The organism is Pseudoalteromonas thalassia (genome assembly GCF_049257215.1).
In the GTDB taxonomy this organism is placed as follows: domain Bacteria; phylum Pseudomonadota; class Gammaproteobacteria; order Enterobacterales; family Alteromonadaceae; genus Pseudoalteromonas; species Pseudoalteromonas lipolytica_C.
In genome coordinates this window covers 1-16,502 of record NZ_JBMMUE010000022.1, presented here as the reverse complement: position 1 = coordinate 16,502, position 16,502 = coordinate 1, and the positions used below count along the sequence as shown (strand labels likewise).

The 16,502-nt window shown below is 41.6% G+C and carries 21 protein-coding genes and 1 rRNA gene; 14 read left to right on the top strand and 8 right to left on the bottom strand.

The window, feature by feature from the left end:
• Positions 1-36 precede the first annotated feature (36 nt).
• The 5 genes from AAEU31_RS19090 to AAEU31_RS19070 all read left to right on the top strand — a co-directional run bounded on the left by AAEU31_RS19090 (position 37) and on the right by AAEU31_RS19070 (position 2,322).
• Complete coding sequence (locus AAEU31_RS19090) at positions 37-693, top strand: flagellar brake domain-containing protein (RefSeq protein WP_135923096.1); 657 nt, start codon at positions 37-39, stop codon at positions 691-693.
• A 467-nt stretch (positions 694-1,160) separates the two neighbouring features.
• On the top strand, positions 1,161-1,370 hold the full coding sequence (locus AAEU31_RS19085) for an EF-hand domain-containing protein (protein WP_421968042.1): 210 nt from the start codon (positions 1,161-1,163) through the stop codon (positions 1,368-1,370).
• 67 nt (positions 1,371-1,437) lie between these two features.
• The gene (locus AAEU31_RS19080; RefSeq protein ID WP_135923098.1) at positions 1,438-1,650 is read left to right on the top strand and encodes an EF-hand domain-containing protein; all 213 of its coding nucleotides are present in this window, start codon (positions 1,438-1,440) and stop codon (positions 1,648-1,650) included.
• Positions 1,651-1,785: 135 nt separating this feature from the next.
• Positions 1,786-2,001 (top strand): EF-hand domain-containing protein, encoded by a 216-nt coding sequence (locus AAEU31_RS19075; protein WP_421968041.1) that lies wholly within the window; start codon positions 1,786-1,788, stop codon positions 1,999-2,001.
• Positions 2,002-2,103: 102 nt separating this feature from the next.
• On the top strand, positions 2,104-2,322 hold the full coding sequence (locus AAEU31_RS19070) for an EF-hand domain-containing protein (protein WP_421968040.1): 219 nt from the start codon (positions 2,104-2,106) through the stop codon (positions 2,320-2,322).
• A gap of 84 nt (positions 2,323-2,406) precedes the next feature.
• Here AAEU31_RS19070 and trkA read toward each other — a convergent pair whose 3' ends face one another.
• From trkA to def, 4 genes are read right to left on the bottom strand one after another with little or no spacing between them, the layout of a single operon-like run.
• On the bottom strand, positions 2,407-3,783 hold the full coding sequence (gene trkA, locus AAEU31_RS19065) for a Trk system potassium transporter TrkA (protein WP_054563775.1): 1,377 nt from the start codon (positions 3,781-3,783) through the stop codon (positions 2,407-2,409).
• A 12-nt stretch (positions 3,784-3,795) separates the two neighbouring features.
• On the bottom strand, positions 3,796-5,082 hold the full coding sequence (gene rsmB, locus AAEU31_RS19060; protein WP_421968039.1) for a 16S rRNA (cytosine(967)-C(5))-methyltransferase RsmB: 1,287 nt from the start codon (positions 5,080-5,082) through the stop codon (positions 3,796-3,798).
• A complete protein-coding gene (gene fmt / locus AAEU31_RS19055; RefSeq protein ID WP_421968038.1) occupies positions 5,075-6,028 on the bottom strand; it encodes a methionyl-tRNA formyltransferase in 954 nt (317 codons plus the stop codon). The genes rsmB and fmt overlap by 8 nt, the downstream gene beginning before the upstream one ends.
• Positions 6,029-6,048: 20 nt before the next feature.
• Positions 6,049-6,558, bottom strand: coding sequence for a peptide deformylase (gene def / locus AAEU31_RS19050; RefSeq protein ID WP_135923103.1), 510 nt, complete (start codon positions 6,556-6,558; stop codon positions 6,049-6,051).
• A gap of 118 nt (positions 6,559-6,676) precedes the next feature.
• Between def and AAEU31_RS19045 the strand changes: the two genes are divergently transcribed.
• The 6 genes from AAEU31_RS19045 to hemF all read left to right on the top strand — a co-directional run bounded on the left by AAEU31_RS19045 (position 6,677) and on the right by hemF (position 11,584).
• The gene (locus AAEU31_RS19045; protein WP_135923104.1) at positions 6,677-7,795 is read left to right on the top strand and encodes a LysM peptidoglycan-binding domain-containing protein; all 1,119 of its coding nucleotides are present in this window, start codon (positions 6,677-6,679) and stop codon (positions 7,793-7,795) included.
• 30 nt (positions 7,796-7,825) lie between these two features.
• Entirely contained in the window at positions 7,826-8,923 is a 1,098-nt protein-coding gene (gene dprA, locus AAEU31_RS19040; protein ID WP_421968037.1) for a DNA-processing protein DprA, read from the top strand.
• The gene (locus tag AAEU31_RS19035) at positions 8,916-9,389 is read left to right on the top strand and encodes a DUF494 family protein (RefSeq protein WP_054563780.1); all 474 of its coding nucleotides are present in this window, start codon (positions 8,916-8,918) and stop codon (positions 9,387-9,389) included. The genes dprA and AAEU31_RS19035 overlap by 8 nt, the downstream gene beginning before the upstream one ends.
• Before the next feature lie 71 nt (positions 9,390-9,460).
• The gene (locus AAEU31_RS19030) at positions 9,461-10,030 is read left to right on the top strand and encodes a DNA topoisomerase family protein (protein ID WP_135923106.1); all 570 of its coding nucleotides are present in this window, start codon (positions 9,461-9,463) and stop codon (positions 10,028-10,030) included.
• Between the two features lie 34 nt (positions 10,031-10,064).
• Positions 10,065-10,631: an L-threonylcarbamoyladenylate synthase type 1 TsaC gene (tsaC, locus tag AAEU31_RS19025; protein WP_135923107.1), complete on the top strand. Its 567-nt coding sequence runs from the start codon at positions 10,065-10,067 to the stop codon at positions 10,629-10,631.
• Positions 10,632-10,633: 2 nt separating this feature from the next.
• Positions 10,634-11,584, top strand: coding sequence for an oxygen-dependent coproporphyrinogen oxidase (gene hemF, locus AAEU31_RS19020; RefSeq protein ID WP_135923108.1), 951 nt, complete (start codon positions 10,634-10,636; stop codon positions 11,582-11,584).
• Here the strand turns inward: hemF and AAEU31_RS19015 are convergent.
• The 3 genes from AAEU31_RS19015 to AAEU31_RS19005 form a co-directional block, all read right to left on the bottom strand.
• Positions 11,581-12,033: a hypothetical protein gene (locus AAEU31_RS19015; RefSeq protein ID WP_421968036.1), complete on the bottom strand. Its 453-nt coding sequence runs from the start codon at positions 12,031-12,033 to the stop codon at positions 11,581-11,583. The genes hemF and AAEU31_RS19015 overlap by 4 nt on opposite strands.
• A gap of 66 nt (positions 12,034-12,099) precedes the next feature.
• A complete protein-coding gene (locus tag AAEU31_RS19010; protein ID WP_135923109.1) occupies positions 12,100-13,695 on the bottom strand; it encodes a methyl-accepting chemotaxis protein in 1,596 nt (531 codons plus the stop codon).
• Positions 13,696-13,776: 81 nt separating this feature from the next.
• A complete protein-coding gene (locus AAEU31_RS19005; protein ID WP_054554758.1) occupies positions 13,777-14,208 on the bottom strand; it encodes a group II truncated hemoglobin in 432 nt (143 codons plus the stop codon).
• Between the two features lie 41 nt (positions 14,209-14,249).
• Between AAEU31_RS19005 and aroE the strand changes: the two genes are divergently transcribed.
• Together aroE and AAEU31_RS18995 are read left to right on the top strand one after the other, a co-directional pair.
• Positions 14,250-15,074, top strand: a complete 825-nt coding sequence (aroE, locus tag AAEU31_RS19000) for a shikimate dehydrogenase (protein WP_421968035.1) — start codon at positions 14,250-14,252, stop codon at positions 15,072-15,074.
• Complete coding sequence (locus AAEU31_RS18995) at positions 15,071-15,325, top strand: DUF1488 family protein (RefSeq protein ID WP_175080899.1); 255 nt, start codon at positions 15,071-15,073, stop codon at positions 15,323-15,325. Before aroE ends, AAEU31_RS18995 begins: the two co-directional genes overlap by 4 nt.
• Here AAEU31_RS18995 and AAEU31_RS18990 read toward each other — a convergent pair.
• Complete coding sequence (locus tag AAEU31_RS18990; RefSeq protein ID WP_058583694.1) at positions 15,322-15,855, bottom strand: gamma carbonic anhydrase family protein; 534 nt, start codon at positions 15,853-15,855, stop codon at positions 15,322-15,324. The two genes, AAEU31_RS18995 and AAEU31_RS18990, sit on opposite strands and share 4 nt — an antisense overlap.
• Positions 15,856-16,389: 534 nt before the next feature.
• On the opposite strand from AAEU31_RS18990, the gene AAEU31_RS18985 reads away from it, so the two are divergent.
• A 16S ribosomal RNA gene (locus tag AAEU31_RS18985) occupies positions 16,390-16,502 on the top strand; the annotation flags it as partial.

Here is a 16,502-nt window from a genome sequence, read left to right as displayed (position 1 = left end):
ACGAGTATGTGATTTTCTGTTAGTGGAGGCGAAACAATGCCGAAGACACAAAAACAAATTAATCTTGAAAAACTGGGCTGCATTCCTGCTGGTAGTTTGGTTGATATTGAAATCACCACACCAACTGATAGTAAACGCGTAAAAACAGAGTTTATTGGTTTGTTAAATGATCAATATATAATCTTAAATTACCCATCTATAAAGCGGATAGCGAATGCACATGAATACATTAAAGATGCTGTAATGATTATAATACGTGCTGTACTTGAGACGGGTGGTGGTCAAGTCATTGCGTTTCGTCAGCAGGTTAGTGCAATTTCATCGCATCCTCATCGCTTAATTTTTCTAAACTTTCCACAGCAAGTGCAGCTTTATAGTTTAAGAAGTGAAACGCGAATTCCCACACTATTTTCTGCAAACTTACTGATCAAAGAGCAAACACTCGAAGGCCTCATTAAAGATATTTCTCTCACTGGCGTGCAGTTTGATATCGACAGTAAAGAAGACTTGAGCCAGCTCAAAGGGCAAGAGTGTAAGGTTGTGCTAAGTAAACGGGAGTTTAATGGCACTGTATGTCGAGTACGTAAAAGAGCGGCAGGTTTTATTTTAGGTATTCAGTTAGATTCGAGTAAAGATGAAATGAAAGGCTTTATGAAAGAACATTTAATCGACTTGTCTGTACTTGAAAAATAGCAGAAGTCGCCATTTTGCAACAAAGTGGCGACTTTTCATGTTTTTATCCTGCCAACACCTAAATTAATTCATAATAAATTTAAATTTACCTTAAAAATCAATATTTTGAATGTGGTTTTTATTTTCGTTTTTTTATTTTAATTTCTTCGTTCAGATTGAGTTTATATTCAAACTCAGAAAATTTTGCTTTTCTGATCCTGTATTACACCCACTGTCTCCATTTTAAATCTTATAAGTAATTGATTTTAAATGATGTAAAAAAACTACCATTCACTCTGTTGCAAAATAGCAACAAAAAAATCGACTAATTTTTATTAAAAACCATGTTTTAACGTAAAAGCTATTGATTTTTATGGCTTTTTAAACATTGGCATCGAAGTTGAAATAGTCCTAGCGAACACAGAGAAAAACTGATTCAGGAATATATCCTTTATCAAAGTTGAGACAACATTGAAGGAATAGTGATTATGAAAACATTACATAAAACTTTAGCACTGGTAGCTCTAGCAACATCTTCAGCAGCGTTTGCTGCAGATTTTGACACATTAGATGTTAATGGTGATGGCGCTATCAGCAAAAGTGAAGCATCTGTAAGTGAAGCACTAATGAGTCAATTTAAAGATCTAGATACAGATGGTAACGGTGAGCTTTCTAAAGAAGAGTATTCAAAAGCTTAATTTCATTGTAAGGACACACTGAAAAGGACTTTCTAACTCAGACAACACACTTTGAAGGAATGACATTATGAACACAGTAAATAAAACACTTGCACTTATGGCACTAGTATCTTCATCAGCAGCATTTGCGATGAGTGATTTCGATACCCTAGACGTTGATGGCGATGGTGTAATCAGCCAAAGCGAAGCGTCTGTTGATGCAGAGTTAATGAGCAAATTCAGTGAACTAGACACTGACGGTAACGGCGAGTTATCGAAACAAGAGTTCTCAAAAGCTTAATGCAATTAAATAACAGTTTACTTAGCTGATCAGTTCTGTGCTGCCAAAGACAGCCTAAATGGATAAGGGAATCCATGAAAAAGGACAATACCGGAAGTGCGATCAGCTAACACTTAATATTGAAGGAATATGATTATGAAAACAGTTAATAAAACCTTAGCACTTATTGCACTTGTATCTTCATCGGCAGCATTTGCAGCAACAGACTTTGATACCTTAGATGTAGACGGTAACGGCGTGATCAGCAAAAGCGAAGCGGCCGTTGATGCAAACATCATGTCGCAGTTCAAAACATTAGATGTTGATGGCGACGGCGTTCTTACAGAAGCAGAGTTTGCAAATGCAGAATAATTGATACTTGTACTTATTTGTACAAGTTGTTATTACTCAGTTTCCACTAAACAGGGATCTCAGAAACGGATTTCACTCTTTTCAAATTTTGAGGTAGTTATCATGAAACAGTTAAGCACAACAATCGCAATTTTAGCATTAGCAATATCATCAGCAGCTTTTGCACAGGGCGTAAGCTTTGCAACATTTGATACTGACGGCGATGGTGTGATCAGTAAAGAAGAAGCATCTGCAAATACACAGCTTGAAAAGTTATTCCCAGAGCTAGACAGCGATGGTAATGGCGAACTATCAAAAGAAGAGTTCGCTCAAATCCAATAGAATCTTTTAGAAAAGTTAGGTACTTTCACTTCAAGAGTCGTAAAGCAGCTGTGATGGCTGCTTTTTTCGTTTATAAGCTTTTACTTACAAGAAGATAGCACTGACTTGGAACAGCTTTTCAACAACCGTAATGTGCTTTTTATCAATCAAGAACATGATTACGTGGTCACCAGACTGAATAACCGTATCGTCATGGGCAATCAGTACGTCGTCGTTACGTACTATTGCGCCAATAGTCGTACCTGCGGGTAGTTTGATATCAGCAATTGCTCGGCCAACAACTTTAGAAGTATGCTCATCACCATGAGCAACCGCTTCAATGGCTTCTGCTGCGCCTTTACGCAATGAATAAACATTAACGATGTCACCACGACGAACGTGTGTTAGCAGCGCCGAGATGGTTGCTTGCTGAGGCGAAATAGCAATATCAATTTCACCACCTTGTACTAAGTCGACATAAGCACCACGCTGAATAAGCACCATGGTCTTTTGTGCGCCCATACGCTTTGCCAGCATCGCAGACATAATATTTGCTTCATCGTCGTTAGTTACCGCAATGAACACATCAACCTGCTCGATATGTTCTTCTGATAACAGCTCTTGATCAGAGGCATCGCCACAAAACACCACGGTGTTATCAAGCATTTCGGATAACTGCGCAGCTCGCTCTTTATTCCGCTCAAGTAATTTAACACTGTGATTTTTCTCGAGTGAACGAGCAAGTCCTGCACCGATGTTACCACCACCGGCAATCATGATCTTTTTGTATGAACGTTCGAGCTTTTGCAGCTCATTCATTACCGCTCGAATATGCTTGGTTGCAGCGATAAAGAACACTTCATCGTCCGCTTCGATAACGGTTGTGCCAAGCGGTTTAATTGCTTTACCTTGACGATAAATAGCCGCTACGCGAGTTTCGACATTCGGAATGTGTTCTTTCAAGGCTGAAAGAGCATAACCAACCAGTAAACCGCCGTAATACGCTTTCACCGCAACTAGCGATAACATGCCATCGGCAAATTGTAATACCTGTAAAGCGCCCGGATAATCGATTAAGCGACGAATATACTTAGTAACCAACGCTTCAGGCGCAATATAGTGATCAACAGGTAAGTCATCGTTATGGAATAGCTTTTCGCGATACTTTAAGTATTGCTCTGAGCGAATTCGGGCTATTTTGGTTGGAGTGTTAAAAATACTATAAGCGACTTGGCAAGCGACCATGTTCACTTCGTCAGAACTGGTTACGGCAATAATCATATCGGCGTCTTCTGCACCTGCACGGCGCAATACATCGGGATGCGCACTGTGGCCAGTAACACCTTGTAAGTCGTACTTGTCTTGTAACTCTCGCAAACGGTTACCGTCGATATCGACAACGGTGATCTCATTTTGCTCACCAACGAGGTTTTCTGCCAATGTGCCACCAACTTGTCCGGCACCGAGTATGATTATTTTCATAGCGTGTTCTTATTAGTGTTTTTTAACTAGCTTTGCATAGTAGAAACCGTCACTTTCACCAGGCAATAATTGCAGGCCAGGTAAAGTAGGGGTGTCGTTTTCATGCAGAGGTACATGTTCAGCACTTTGATTATTAGCAAGGAACTTAGCAACTTGTTGTTGGTTCTCTTGCGGTAATACAGAGCAGGTCGCGTAAACTAACGTACCACCAGGCTTAAGTAGTGGCCAGATGCTATTGAGGATATCGCCTTGTAAATTTGCCAGCTCTTCAATATCAGATGCACGTCGTAACCACTTAATATCAGGATGACGACGAATTACACCTGTTGCTGAGCAAGGCACATCAAGTAATATACGATCGAATTGCTGCTCATCCCACCAAATATGTGGTTGTGAAGCATCAGCACATTGTAGATCGGCAGTTAAACCAATGCGTACAAGATTTTGTTTAACGCGTTCAAGACGTTCGCTATCGCTATCAAGTGCTAATACGTCGGCATCGGCAAGCTCTAGAATATGGCAGGTTTTGCCACCAGGGGCCGCGCACGCATCTAAAATAACATCATCATTTTGTGGCTCAAGAAAACGTGCCGCTAACTGAGCTGCCGCATCTTGCACTGAGCAGGCACCGGTATCAAATTCTGGCAGTGCGTATACATCACACGGTTTTGCGAGTTTAATTCCATCAGGAAAGTCAGGATTTAAGGTGTGCTCAATATCATTGGCTTTAAGCATCTCGCTGTATTCTTGAGTGCTGTATTGCGCTTGGTTTACACGTAACCACATAGGTGCTTGTTGTTGGTTGGCTTCAAGGATCTCTTGCCAGTTGTCTGGGTAAGCCGCAGTTAGTTGTTTGATAAACCAACCTGGGTGGTTAAATTTGCAAACAGGAATTTGCTGCGCTTTTTCTTCAAGCTCTGCTTGTTCACGTTGAAAACTACGTAAAATCGCGTTGATCAGGCCTTTTAAACCTAGTGCGCGCATTTGCTGAAGTGCATTTACTGTTTCGCTAATAGCCGCATGAGGCGGCACACGCATATGTTGAAGTTGGTAAATACCCACATACAACAAAAACTGGAAAATACGGCGCTTACCTTTTAAGGGTTGATCTAAAAGTTGCTGGCAATAATTCTCTAAACTAGGTAAATAGCGCAGCACACCGTAGCAAATTTGTTGTAAAAGGGCCTTGTCTTTAGGCGATAAACCTTGGCTGGCAAAAGGTAGCTCTTGATTTAATGATGCACCTTTATCAACTACGTTATAGAGAGTCTCAGCAGCGAGTGCTCTTACATTACTCATTGTTTTGGCCTAATGTTGTACCCGGTTCAACCCAATCACTGCGGCCATTTAAGAAATCGCTCACTGCCATTGGCTTTTTACCTTGCGGTTGAAGAAGGGTGATTTTAAGTGCATCTTGCCCGCAGGCGACTGTAATGCCTTGTTTATCAGCAGCGATGATTTTACCTGCCTGTGCACTTTGTGTTACCACTTCAGCTTGCCAAATCTTTACTGTTTGCCCAGCCATTTCGGTAAAGCAAACTGGCCAAGGGTTAAAGGCACGGATATTACGCTCAATTTGCGCAGCATCCATTGACCAATCAATATTAGCCTCGTCTTTTGAAAGCTTCTTGGCGTAATTTGCCTGTGCGTCATCTTGCTTTTCTGCTGTGATTTCACCTGCAGCAAGATGATTAATCGTGCTGATCAGTGCATCTGGACCAAGCGCAGCCAGCTTATCGTATAAAGAGCTACTGGTTTCTGTGCTATCAATCGGGCAGCGGCTGATGTGCAGCATGTCACCGGTATCTAAGCCTTCATCCATTTGCATTATTGTTACACCGGTTTCATTATCGCCAGCCCAAATAGCACGTTGAATCGGTGCTGCACCACGCCAGCGCGGTAAAATAGAACCATGCACATTTAAACAGCCTAAGCGTGGCGCGTCTAAAATTGCTTTTGGTAATAATAAGCCGTATGCCACCACAATCATGATGTCTGCGTTTAGGCTTGTAAGCTCTGCAAGCGCTTCAGCTGATTTTAACGATTGCGGTTGAAATACAGGTAAGTTATGAGCAAGTGCTAGCTCTTTAACTTCACTGGCTTTAAGCTTTTTACCGCGGCCCGCAGGGCGATCAGGTTGGCTATAAACACCAACAACGTCGTGCTCTGAGTCGATCAATGCTTGTAAATGGCGCGCAGCAAAATCTGGCGTACCAGCAAAAATAATGCGTAATGGTTGTGTCACAGAAATTCCTATTGATTAACTTATTGTTTTGCAGCCAGCTTTGCTTCTTTTTCAAGCTTTTTACGGATACGTTGGCGCTTTAAAGGCGATAGATAATCAATAAATAGGGTGCCTTTAAGGTGATCAAGCTCGTGCTGAATACAAATAGCTAATAGCTCGTCAGCATCTAGGCTGAACTCTTCACCATTTTCATTTAGCGCTTTTACAGTTACTGTCTCTGCGCGGTCAACTTTTGCATATGAATAAGGCACTGACAAACAGCCTTCTTCACTTACCGTTGAGCCATCTTTCTTGGTGATTTCTGGGTTAATTAATACTAACGGTTGGTCGCGCTCTTCTGATACATCGATCACCACAATTCGCTGGTGGATATCTACTTGCGTTGCAGCTAAGCCGATACCGTTTTCGTCATACATTGTTTCAAGCATGTCTTTGACAATTTGACGAACTTCATCGTTTACTTCTGGTACTTCTTTCGCGATTGTACGTAAACGCTCATCCGGAAATCTCAAAACTTCTAACCTAGCCATAGTTACCTTTTACACTTGTGATTCATTTAGGGTATTGTATGCTCTTATTTTAGCCATTCGTGTTCACCTTTAACAGGTTTTGGTTGATAATAATCAAAAAACAACTCAAGGAAGCCAAATGAGATACTCACTAGTTGCGGCTTTGCTAGCCATTAGCTGTGCTTTTCCAGCAGCTGCTGATGTGTTAACGATCAAAAAAGACGCTCCAAAACAATATATTGTAAAGAAAGGTGATACACTTTGGGATATTTCAGGTGTGTATCTTGACCAGCCATGGCAATGGCCTGATTTGTGGCAAATGAATCCGCAAATCGCGAATCCTCACCTTATTTATCCGGGGGATGCGCTTTCTTTAATTTACGATAAAGATGGTAATCCTCGTTTGGTTAAAAATGCACGCTATAAAAAGCTGTCTCCTGAAGGGCGAATTACGCCGAAAGGTAAGCAAGCCGTCCCTACATTACCACTTGAGTTGTTGCGTCCATACCTCACTTATCAGCAAGCTATTAGTACAGATGGTATCGCCGAACAGCCATATGTGCTTGGTGCTAGCGTCAATACAAAAATGAACACCATGGGGCATGTTTTATATGTTAAAGGCGATCTGCATCTTAACGAGGCATATGGTGTGTACCGCCAAGGTGATAAGTTGGTTGATCCTGAATCTAAAGACGTTTTGGCACACAAAGCTGAGTTAGTTGCTATTGTACGCGCATTCAGAAGTGGAGATGTTGCTAATGGGGTGCCTGCCTCAGTTAAAGTTGAGTTAGTTAAACAAGAAATAAAACCACACGATTTCTTGATGCCCGCTATGGAAGGGCAAATGTTACCTGCATACTTCACTATGAAACGCCCAGATACGACAATGAATGGCACGATTATCGCGTCAGCCAATGAGTTGCGTGAATTTAGTACCATGGATATTGTGGTACTAAACTTGGGCGCCGATAAAGTTGAACCTGGTTTTGTGCTAGATATTCAGCGCCAATCACCAGAAGTTTTTGATGGTCGAGAGGGCCCACGTTATCGCGAAGACTCTAGCAGTCTTGAAAAACTAATTTCAGATACAAATGAGTTTTTTGGTATTGAAAGCGATGAAGACAGTAATGTATGGCATATGCCAAAGGAAAAAGTGGGTGAGTTAATGGTGTTTAAAGTATATGACAACGTTAGCTACGCATTAATAGTAAAAAACCAGCATCCAATTCGAGTTGGGGATTATGCAGTTCTAAACTAACTCACAATCTGGAGGCTCTAAGGAGGGAGCATGGTACAGGTTTCAGGCAAGCTATCCCATTGGCTTGCCTTTTATTTATGTAAAGGCCTAGGGATCAAAAGCCTTATAGCATTAAGTCAAAAGCATCCGCTTAGTGAGTTATTTTCACTCACTAGCCTACAGTTACAGCAGCTTGGTTTATCGCAGGCGCAAGCTGATAATTTAGTAAATACTGACTGGCAGTTAGTGGCTCACCATGAAACACAAATTGAGCAGTTGCAAATTAAGGTTGTGAGTTACTTTGATGACGATTATCCGCCGTTACTTAAACAAATAGCGAGTGCACCTTTATTACTGTTTTGTTTAGGTAACACGGATCTACTGCTGTCACCGCAAATAGCTATTGTTGGTAGCCGTAATGCTACACCAATAGGTCTTGAAATAGCCGCAGAGTTTGCTCATCAACTTTCACTGGCTGGCATGACAATTACCTCTGGAATGGCTATGGGTATTGATAGTGCGGCGCATAAAGGTGCATTAGCCGGTACCGGCAACACAATTGCTGTGCTTGGAACAGGAATTGATATTGCCTACCCCAAACGAAATAAATTGTTGATTAAACAGGTGGCTGAACGTGGTTTATTAGTGTCGGAGTTCTTACCTGGCACGGCAGCTAGTGCTACTAATTTTCCACGTCGAAACCGTATTATCTCCGGCCTTTCTTTAGGTGTACTTATAGTCGAGGCGCAGATAAAAAGTGGTTCACTTGTTACCGTACGCTATGCGTTAGAGCAAAATAAAGAAGTCTTTGCAGTACCGGGATCAATTAAAAGTCCTTTGTCTGAAGCGAGCCACTTTTTGATTAAGCAAGGAGCTAAACTCACAGAAAATATAAGTGATATTCTTGATGAAGTGAGCTTTTTCTGTGAAAACAGTCTATATAGTATAGAACAGCCTAGTGCAAATGAGCCTAACTGTCCTGTCTTCAACAGTATCGGGTATGAGGTCACAAGTGTTGATCAAATAACGCAGCGTAGCCAATTACCAGTCGATGAAGTACAAGCTCGGTTGCTTGACCTAGAACTTGCCGATAAAGTTGAGCGAGTGCTAGACGGTTATATAAGACTTGGAGGACATAAATATGTTTGACATCCTCATGTATCTTTTTGAAAACTACATTCATAGCGAAGCTGAAATCTTTACAGAAGAGAACGAGCTTACTGATGAGTTAGTTCGTGCAGGTTTTAATAAGCCCGAAATTTACAAAGCACTTGATTGGTTAGAGCAGCTAGCTGATCTGCAACAAAGTGATATATATCCGTATCTAAATGCACAGCCGCAGCATGCAATGCGTATTTACACTGATAGTGAGTGTCAAATGCTGAGCGTTGAGTGTCGTGGATTTTTAATGTTTATAGAGCAAATCGGTGTTATCAACACCGTTACTCGAGAAATGGTCATTGATAGACTTTGCGCTCTAGATAAGCCATTTATTTCTTTGGAAGATCTAAAGTGGGTAGTGTTAATGGTGCTATTTAATGTGCCAGGTTCAGAGCAAGCTTATGCGCAAATGGAAGACTTAATATTTGACGAACCAGCCGACGTCTTACACTGAGTAGACTTTGCTTGTATCTTTGTTGAGTTTGGGTATATTAGGCGAAAATTAGCCAACCCCACAGGAATCTTATGAGTAAAATCGACCATTCTCTTTTTTCTGCAGATAAACATGCATTAGAAAAAGAGTATGAGGTTTGCCCTAAATGCGGTTCTGAGTTGGTTATGCGCAACTCAAAGTCAGGACCGTTTTTAGGCTGTGCCAGTTACCCAAAGTGTGACTACATTCGCCCATTAGCACATCATGATAGCCAACAGATAAAAGTCCTTGAAGACAGTGCCTGTCCTGAGTGTGGCAAGCCATTGGTAATTAAAAATGGTCGCTATGGCATGTTTATAGGCTGCACAGGCTATCCAGATTGTCATTATATTGCTCATGATGAAGAGCCCGATGATGCACCAGTATTGCCAGCATGCCCAAAGTGCAAAAAAGGCCAACTCGTTGCGCGTAGTAATAAGTTTGGCAAAACCTTTTATTCTTGTGATTGCTATCCACGCTGTAAATACACATTAAATCATAAACCCGTTGCAAAGCCTTGCCCAGCTTGCCAATGGCCAATTATGACTGAAAAGAAAACTGCCTCAGGTGTTGTGCTACAATGCCCGCAGAAGTCGTGTATGCATAAGTTAGTTGAATCTTAATACACTTGTTATTCGCATATTGAGGAGAGTTCCGTTGTCTGAACCTGTTGCACAACCTGCCAGTGCTATTGATGCTTTGCAACAAGGCGGTGTAATTGTATATCCAACCGAAGCTGTATTTGGTCTTGGTTGCGATCCTGATGATCAAGCTGCGGTTGAAAAGCTATTAGCTATTAAACAGCGCCCAGTTGAAAAAGGCTTAATTTTAATTGCTGATAACTATGGTCAGTTATTAAAGTATGTTGATGATGCCAAAATCCCAATGGATAAGCGTGCAGATATATTCTCGCAATGGCCAGGTGCGATTACCTGGGTGATGCCAGCAGCAAAAGAAACGCCAAAGTGGTTAACAGGTCAGTTTGATACTATTGCGGTACGTGTAACTGATCATCCAACAGTAAAAGCCCTGTGCCAACAATTTGGTAAACCGCTTGTTTCTACAAGTGCAAATTTAACTGGCCAGCCTACAGTTATGAGTATTGAACAGGCAAAAGCAGAGTTTACTGATATGGTTGACTTCTACGTAGATGAGCCCCTCGGCGGTAACACTCAACCAAGCGTGATCAAAGACGCAGCGACCGGCAAAGTATTTAGAGGATAAACATGCAAAGCGAGCTACTCGAACAAGTTAAAACCTATTTAATGGCCTTACAAGACACAATTTGTCAGGGCCTCGAAAGTGCCGATGGCAAAGCAAAGTTTGTTGAAGATAATTGGCAACGTGCAGAAGGCGGTGGTGGCCGTACTCGTGTTATCCAAGGTGGCAATGTCATTGAACAGGGCGGGGTAAACTATTCGCATGTGTTTGGTGCTTCAATGCCAGCCTCTGCAACAGCACATCGTCCTGAGCTCGCTGGTCGTAGTTTTCATGCGTGTGGTGTGTCATTAGTGATCCACCCTAATAACCCTCATATTCCGACTAGCCATGCCAACGTACGATTCTTCATTGCCGAAAAAGAAGGCGAAGAGCCAATTTGGTGGTTTGGTGGCGGTTTTGATTTAACCCCTTATTACCCTGTATTTGAAGATGTACAACACTGGCATCAGGTGGCAAGCGATTTATGTCAGCCATTTGGTACAGAGGTTTACGACAAATATAAAACGTGGTGTGATGATTACTTTTATTTAAAACACCGTGGTGAAACTCGTGGTGTTGGTGGCTTATTCTTTGATGATTTAAATGAGCTTGGCTTTGAGCAAAGCTTTGCCTTTATGCAAGCGGTAGGAAATGGTTATTTAGACGCTTACCTACCCATTATTGAGCGCCGCAAAGACACACCAACAACTGAGCAACAACGCGATTTCCAACTGTATCGTCGTGGTCGTTATGTTGAGTTTAACCTTGTTTGGGACCGCGGAACATTATTTGGCTTACAAACCGGTGGGCGTACTGAGTCTATCTTAATGTCGATGCCGCCATTGGCACGTTGGGAATATAACTATGTACCAGCTGCAGACAGCCCTGAGGCTAAGCTGTATCAGTACTATTTACGCCCACAAGATTGGTTAAATACACAAGAGTCAGACCTAGTTGCACGTCAGTGGCAGCTTTAATCAAATATTGAAACCACTCTAATCAACATTGTGTTGTCACCTTCGACGAGGGTGACGACCCGTTCGCTACTCGGCAGCTCTGGCAATACGCTAAATAACACCTCAGCTTTTAATATCTCTAACTCTTCTTTGGGAGTATTGATGGGAGCACTGATTTGCGTTAGACATTGGTTTATATCACAGGCATAAAAGTCGAGTTTTACTTCATAATACTCTGGATGCTGAATAAGCTTTTCAAAACCATCAACAATGCTTTGTTTATGTTTATCACTGAGTGATGTTTTACCCTGGCTAAGCAGTGATTGAGCAATCTGTTGAATATCATCATGATAAATATATTCATCAATAGTGCTTATTTGAACTGAGGAATCGTTTACGCTGTGCTGATAGGTAAACAGTAGTGCCGCAATAACCCCAACGCAGACTAAAAGAGTTGTTATAAATTTCATTTAAACATCCTTATTTACTATGAAATATTCATAACAACTCTAGCAGTTGCATGAAAAACTCGCAATTTAGCTTAATTTAAAGCGTCTCACTTGTTCATCCAGTGAGCGTGCTAACGACAACAGCTCTTCACTGACCTTTTGGTTTTCATGCGCATCAACCAATGAATGCTCGGCATTATCACTGATAGCAATAACGCTTTGGTTAATTTCTTCAGCTGCAAGGTTCTGCTGTTCAGTGGCATCAGCAATTTGCACGTTAAGTTGGTTTATCTCGCTCATTTGTGAAGAAATATCACGTAATGCTTTTGCTACCTGCTTAACTTGAACTGCTCTCTCGTCTGCTTCTTCACAAGAGTTATTCATCGTATTAACGGTTTGCGCAGCTTCACTTTGCAGTTTGTCGATAGTGCGGCGAATTTCATCCGTTGAGTCATGAGTACGAGTTGCAAGAGTGCGCACTTCGTCAGCTACCACAGCAAAGCCACGGCCAGCTTCACCAGCACGAGCCGCCTCAATCGCAGCATTAAGTGCAAGTAAGTTAGTTTGTTCAGCAATGCTACTGATCACCTCAAGTACTTTGCCAACGTCTAGCGTTTGGGTTTGTAGTTGAGTTACTTGATCAGCTGCAGCTCTCACATCAGCCGCAAGTTGATTAATACTTTGCTCTGTATGCTCAGCAACGTGTAAGCTTTGCTGTGCAAGCTGATTACTATGCTCAGACTTCTCAGACGCAAAATGTGTCGTATTTTTAACTTCGCTTGATGAGCTTTCGAGCTCATTAATGGCAGCTGCTACTGAGTCTGTACCTTGCTTTTGCTTTAAAATCGCCTGCTCTGTTGCATCCGCGGAGGCATAAATGCTTTCGGCAGAGTGGATCAACACCTTAGAAGAGTGGGAAACTTGGGCAATATTATCTTTAAATGCACCAATCATGTGATTAAAGCTGGTGGCAAGTGAACTAAGCTCGTCATTATTGTTGTCATCAATTTTTAGGCTTAGATCTTTATTGGTCGTTGCCAAATGCATGGTATGGCTAATGACTTTTAAGCGTTTGATAAATATTTTTCTAAACATCACCGCCAGCAGTGTAAATGCAGTAATGAAAATCGCCGTTAATAGCAGCGTGTTCATTAACGTGTTTTTTGAAACTTCTTGTTCAATATCAGCCAACGAATAACTAATTTTTACTACACCTAATACATCACCTTCCTGTGCTTGGTGACACCCCAAACAGTTAGTACCTTTATAGTCACTTCTGGCAAACATCGGTTTAAGGTAAGTCATCGTGCTTGTATCTTGGTCAATAAAAAGTGCTTCATTGCCTGTTAATGCTTGACGCTCAGCATCATTCACAGCTACTTGGTTTGCATTACCGGGGCCATAAATTTTATTAACGATCGGACTACGTATGATATGGGCATCTTCAATATTAGGGTGGCTTCTTAATTTAGTACTCAGAATTTCGCGGTTAGCCATAGTGCCAGTCAGCATCATGGTGTTAATGGAGTCAAAGTAATTATCGGCAAGCAGCTTTATGTTATTTTCAACAGTATCTTGTGCTAATTCATGTTGTTGCTGGGCGCTACTAAATATACTGGCAAATAAAACCAATAGCCCGGTTACAGCCAGCAAGGCATAAATTTTAAATTGGATAGACTTCATTCAACGACGCTTTTTCTAAATTAAGGAAATTTTATTATCTTTATTTAGAAAAAGCGTACATTGATATAGCGCAAAGCTTAGTTAATTTTGATTAATCATATGGCTGGCGAGTTGCGATAACGATTGTCTTAACCCTTCGCGAAGTAGTGGGTTATCAATTTCGATATCGAGCGTTTTATTCATACAATGCATCCATTGGTCACGTAAGTCTTGATCAATAGGGAAAGGCATGTGACGCTTTCTGAGCATTGGGTGACCATATTTTTCAACGAATAGGTCCGGGCCGCCCAGCCAGCCCGATAAAAACTCAAAGAATACTTGGCGAATTCTATCTAAAGGTTGAGGATGCATATCATATAATGGTTTGGCGTATTCATCTGTGGCCATTATGTCGTAAAATCGGTTTGCAATTGCTCGAGCGCCTGCTTCACCGCCAATAATTTCGTAAGGTGTTTTCTCTGGGGTAGGCGTTTCAGGCGTTGGTTTCGATTTAGAAAAAAGTCGTTTAATCATAATATTAATAAAGCTCAACAGGGCGAAGAGGTTGCTTCACTATGGATAAATACGCGGTTTTTGGAAATCCAATCAAACATTCGAAATCACCCGCAATACACGCACAATTTGCTGCATCATTAAACGAGCAAATACAATACAGCGCCATTTTAGCACCAACAGATGCATTTGAAAAAACTGTCGCTGAGTTTTTCGCTGCCGGTGGTAAAGGGGCCAATGTTACATTGCCATTTAAAGAGCAGGCGTTTGCCATGGTCGATAAACTCACAGAGCAAGCGAAAATTGCTGGAGCAGTTAACACTATTAAACAACTCGAAGATGGTAGCCTACTTGGCGATAACACAGATGGTGTAGGGCTTGTTAAAGACCTTTTAGCCAATAATGTCACCTTAAAAGGTCAGCGAGTACTGCTTATTGGAGCAGGTGGTGCGGCGCGAGGTGTCATTCAGCCATTATTGAATGAGCAAATCGAAAGCTTAACAATAGCAAACCGTACCGCTGAAAAGGCGCAGGCGCTAGCGAGTCATTTTAATGGTGAAATAGATGTGCAGGGCTTTGGTTTAAATGATATCCCAGCAAACAACTATGATGTGGTTATTAATTCTACTTCAAGTAGTGTAACGGGAGACTTGCCAGGTATAGCAGAAGAGTACGTTGCTAAGTGTCAGTGCGCTTACGATATGTTTTATGCCAATGATGATACCGCATTTATTAGTTGGGTTAAGTCTATTAACTCGGCATGTTTAACACTCGATGGTTGTGGCATGCTGGTTGGTCAAGCAGCACAAGCTTATTTTGTATGGCGCAATAAAATGCCAGAAATTATTCCCGTTGTTACCGCGCTTAAAGCAGGAGAAATTGCGTGAATCAAGCTATCCAATTTATAGACAGACTCGAATTGAAGCCTGAAGAAAAGCAGTTGGTATTCTTCGCACAAGTAAGTGGCTTGATGGTGGAGTGTGTCATTGATACCAGCAAGTATGATTTTGCAGATCAGAGCAGTGCGGTTAATTACTTTGAATCTTATCGTTTCGATTACGAAGAGCTCGCCGAGCAACTGATCGAAGATGAGCAGTATAACTCGGCAGGACAAATTGAATTAACCGAAGTGTTTTAGCCCTCAGCTAAGTATTCATCTTTAAGCTGAACATAATTATCAGCAGAGATTTTTAAAAAGGCGCGCTCTTGCTCTGTTAAAGGGCGAGCCTGTTTAACCGGGCTACCTACATAGAGGTAACCTGACTCTAAACGCTTATTAGGTGGTACCAGTGAACCACCACCAATGATCACATCATCTTCAACAACTGCGTTGTCCATTACAATTGCACCCATGCCAACAAGTATACGATTACCAAGTTGGCAGCCGTGTAGCATTACTTTATGACCAACAGTGACATCATCACCAATAATAAGCGGGTAACCATCGGGGTTTGACTTAGAGGCACGAGTTAAATGTAAAACACTGCCGTCTTGAATGTTCGTACGTTCACCGATACGTATATAGTTAACATCACCACGGGCAGCAACGAGAGGCCAAACACTTGAATCCTTGCCAAGCGAAATATCACCCACTAAAACTGATGACTCATCAATATAAACACTATTATCGTATGTCGGAGTGATCCCTTTATAAGAACGGATAGTCATAAATTCACCTTTAATTTTTAAAATGCGCTCAGTCTAGTGTAACAGCGGCGCAAATAAATACACCAAAACAGACCTAAATTGACTGTAAAACACTCAGTTTTAGGGTGTTTAGTTCAAAAGCTGAGCGAACAGTGCATTTTTTTAAATTTTATTGAAAAAAGTGCTTGCGTAAAAAATCCATCTCCCTATAATGCGACCCCACTGACACGGCGGGCAGCAACGAAAGACGCTGAACAACGTGGCAGAGAGTTAAGTGAAACTTCGGTTTCAAATTATCGAAAGAAAGTTTGAAATTAAGTGTTGACTCGAAAAATTAAGGATGTATTATACGCATCCCTAGCGACAACGTCGCAACGTTCTTTAACAATATAAAGCAATCATCTGTGTGGGCACTCGTACAGGTTGAGTTCTAACAGTAGATTCTAGTTCGCTAGATGACGCAAAAAAATTTAGAGTCTCAATTTCTTATGAGTGACTATATAGTCAATTTATACAGAATTCATTGAGCACGAAACTTCGGTTTCAAAAAACTTTTAATTGAAGAGTTTGATCATGGCTCAGATTGAACGCTGGCGGCAGGCCTAACACATGCAAGTCGAGCGGTAACAGAGAGTAGCTTGCTACTTTGCTGACGAGCGGCGGACGGG